The organism is Shewanella sp. MF05913 (genome assembly GCF_059758095.1).
In genome coordinates this window covers 1-2,555 of record NZ_JCAYNT010000050.1, presented here as the reverse complement: position 1 = coordinate 2,555, position 2,555 = coordinate 1, and the positions used below count along the sequence as shown (strand labels likewise).

At 36.2% G+C, this 2,555-nt stretch carries 5 protein-coding genes and 1 pseudogene; all 6 read left to right on the top strand.

The window, feature by feature from the left end:
• The first annotated feature begins 131 nt into the window (after positions 1–131).
• The 6 genes and pseudogenes from AC19MV_RS22905 to AC19MV_RS22880 all read left to right on the top strand — a co-directional run bounded on the left by AC19MV_RS22905 (position 132) and on the right by AC19MV_RS22880 (position 2,451).
• Entirely contained in the window at positions 132–884 is a 753-nt protein-coding gene (locus AC19MV_RS22905; protein ID WP_498310030.1) for an Imm49 family immunity protein, read from the top strand.
• 94 nt (positions 885–978) lie between these two features.
• Positions 979–1,035 (top strand): annotated as a pseudogene (locus AC19MV_RS22900) (RHS domain-containing protein); the annotation flags it as partial.
• A gap of 6 nt (positions 1,036–1,041) precedes the next feature.
• On the top strand, positions 1,042–1,299 hold the full coding sequence (locus AC19MV_RS22895; protein ID WP_498310029.1) for an RHS repeat-associated core domain-containing protein: 258 nt from the start codon (positions 1,042–1,044) through the stop codon (positions 1,297–1,299).
• Positions 1,300–1,635, top strand: coding sequence for a hypothetical protein (locus AC19MV_RS22890; protein ID WP_498310028.1), 336 nt, complete (start codon positions 1,300–1,302; stop codon positions 1,633–1,635).
• A 16-nt stretch (positions 1,636–1,651) separates the two neighbouring features.
• Entirely contained in the window at positions 1,652–2,014 is a 363-nt protein-coding gene (locus AC19MV_RS22885) for a DNA/RNA non-specific endonuclease (RefSeq protein WP_498310027.1), read from the top strand.
• Positions 2,015–2,229: 215 nt separating this feature from the next.
• Positions 2,230–2,451 (top strand): hypothetical protein, encoded by a 222-nt coding sequence (locus tag AC19MV_RS22880; RefSeq protein WP_498310026.1) that lies wholly within the window; start codon positions 2,230–2,232, stop codon positions 2,449–2,451.
• The last annotated feature ends 104 nt before the right edge of the window (positions 2,452–2,555 follow it).

Genomic DNA, 2,555 nt, shown 5'->3' with positions numbered 1-2,555 from the left:
ATAATTAGATAATATTGGACTAGAAATAAATAGTTTTTTGCAAACTCCTAATCCATATTGCACATCAATGTCATTAAAATGGGCGGCATGTTTTATCGTTGTAAGCTTCAACCTCTTCCATAGGAAAAAAAATGCTAAAACTAAATAATGATGATTTCGAATTTGAAGAACTTTTTGAAGATGCACCTCTGGTAATTGAGGTCAGGCTTGCTGATATTAACGATCCGTTAGCTTCTCAAGAAGATAAAGAAGAAGCAGCACAAATACTTTCAAGCGAGTATCAAGAGCTTGCATATGCATACTACGTTTTAGAAAATTATGAGGAAGCTAAGTGTTATTTAAAAAAAGCAGCGCCATTTGCTTATTTAACAGGCTTTGACTCGGAACTAAAAGGACACAACAATGAGTGGACAATCCAAGAGGAATTAAATGTTGCCTTGTTGTTTGGTGATGAATCAATAATAAGCCAATTACGTGAGCATGCAGATGACTTTACAACCAGCAGCGTGACGAAGAAAGCTATTTTTTTATATGATCATTTACTCATCAAAATTGGTACAGGCAAAGCACTGTCGACAAACGAAATCGAAAATGCGCTCACTGAGGCGAAATCAACCAAAGATAAAGATGTTCAGCAGTATATTGTCCCACTAATTGAAGCCATTAAAGGCCTTAGTATAGGAGATAGTGAGTTATGGCAATCAAGCATAGACAAAGTTATTGCGTGGCACGCTGATGAGTGTAAATACGGTGACTATAAAGAAGATGGAAATGCGGTCATGTCATTAAATGCACTTAGCATGGCTAAATTGGGTAAAGATATGCATGGCTGGCAGTGTAAAACTGATTCACTTTATTTACCGTTATATTTAATTAACGATTAAATTTTTAAACACTAAACACTAAACACTAAACACTAAACACTAAACACCTAATAATAGAGAGACATTTATGTGTAATCTAATCCACCTAGACTAACTCGGCACCCCGATTTGCTTAATCGATGAAAACACCCAAATTGTTTGGCGCAGCTAGCAAGATGTGTTCGGTCAAACAATTGAAAATACATCTATTAAAGTTAGATACATTGAAAATGCTGATGTTGATTATGCTGGTCTGCAAGACAAGATAACTAACCTAATCCGTTTTCAAGGGCAATACTTTGATGACGAATCTGGTTTACACTACAACCGCTTTAGGTACTACAGCCCTCAACAAGCTCGATTTATCCATCAAGACACTATTGGCTTAGTGGGTGGTATAAACCATTATCAATATGCGCCAAATCATGTGAACTAGGTGGATCCGTTTGGATTATTGTGTAAAGAAGGGGAAAGAAGCTTTAAAGAAGCACTTGATTCAAATGTCGCTTCTGGATGTATTAGCCCAACGCTTTCAGATGAATTATTAAAAGCAGCTCAAGTTGGTCAGTTAACACCGAAAGAAATAAAAGAACACTTGAGCTCTTTACCTCAAGAAGAGGGATTACAGTTGGTCACGATATTGCCAGTTGAATGGATGGTTGAAGGTCTTGCAGATGCAGTAACAATAGTAGCTGATATGTTTAATACTGGACCAACTTTAGAGGGGGGTTGCTCTCACTGCCGTAGCACTAATCCCAGGGAAGTTTGCTGATAAAGCAATTGAACCTATGGTTAAGAAAATAGACTTTGCAACCAATACTGTACAATTAACGGTTACACAGGCAGCAAAAAAAGTATCTAGAGAAATAGCTGAAACCTTCGGTAGTAACAAAGCTGTATGGAAAGTTGATGATAAAGGGCGACCGATTTCAGTTGAAGCTAAGCTAGATAGTACTTACCATGAAGGACGTTCTACTGCAGAGAAAAAATTACAGGGTGAAGTAGCCGATACGGCTCGATTAGACGATGACGATGACTATGGTGGCCATTTAGTTGGGCATCGCTTTATGAGTGACCAAGGTGAGAAGAATTTATTCCCTCAAAATGCCAACTTTAATCGCGGCAGTTATAAAAAAATGGAAAACGAATAGGCTGATTGGACTAAAGAAGGATATGAAGTTAATTTAAAGGTTTCTTTAAACTCTCCAGGTTCAGAAAGACCTACAGATATTATTTCTGAGTACGAAGTCTTTGACCCAAAATCGGGAGAACTTGTTTTTGATAGAAGGCATAAGTTTAATAATTCTACAGGTGAAGTATTTGAAAGGGTTTCACGTAAAGATATGAAATTATTTGGAAAATAAAGATGAATATAGATAATGAGAAAGTTTTAGAAATAGCAAAATGTTTTTTGCAATGTGAAGATTTGATACAGAATGAATGGCATGAGGTCACTTTTGTATTTGACGTTGGTGAAGGGCATGTTGCTAATTCAGGTTTTTTATATAATGAAGATAAAATAAGACCAGTGACAGCTAGCATTGAGGAACAACCTTTATTAGTTAGTGATCATAGACAGGATCTTTAGCAATAAACCTATATTTTAGATAGAAAAAAGGCCTTATTTATGATCTGATAATTGTCGCCAAACAAATCAACCTGAACAATAAATAAAGCCAATGACAATTATCA

Excerpts from the sequence above, each read along its gene's own strand:
- AC19MV_RS22905 (WP_498310030.1), top strand. The coding sequence starts at position 132 with ATGCTAAAACTAAATAATGATGATTTCGAATTTGAAGAACTTTTTGAA.
- AC19MV_RS22885 (WP_498310027.1), top strand. The coding sequence starts at position 1,652 with ATGGTTAAGAAAATAGACTTTGCAACCAATACTGTACAATTAACGGTT.
- AC19MV_RS22880 (WP_498310026.1), top strand. The coding sequence starts at position 2,230 with ATGAATATAGATAATGAGAAAGTTTTAGAAATAGCAAAATGTTTTTTG.